The following is a 299-nucleotide window of genomic DNA, read 5'->3' as shown; positions in this document are numbered from 1 at the left end:
GAGCGTGGTAATGAACGGCGTCACGTTGAGATAGGCGATAATCAAGCCGTTGATCAAACCGATCACCGCACCAATGGCACAGACAATCAGAATAACCAGCGCAATCGGCATCGTCGCCATTTCCGGGAACACTTTGTTGGCGTTATCCATGGACTGCAATAACGTCGCTGCTACTACTGCCGCCAGCCCCACCTGGCGACCTGCGGAAAGGTCAGTCCCCTGGGTGACAATTAACCCTGCCACACCAAGCGCGATAATAATACGCACCGATGACTGGGTGAGAATATTACTTAAGTTCA

At 52.2% G+C, this 299-nt stretch carries 1 protein-coding gene; it reads right to left on the bottom strand.

What is annotated here, in order from left to right; all coding sequences use genetic code 11:
* Positions 1-299 (bottom strand): ABC transporter permease subunit (locus LZP73_RS20010; RefSeq protein ID WP_442800779.1); only part of this gene is annotated, 299 nt, incomplete at both ends.

Source organism: Shewanella sp. AS16, assembly GCF_021412365.1.
Lineage (GTDB): Bacteria > Pseudomonadota > Gammaproteobacteria > Enterobacterales > Shewanellaceae > Shewanella > Shewanella salipaludis.
This window is presented reverse-complemented; position numbering and strand designations above follow the sequence as displayed.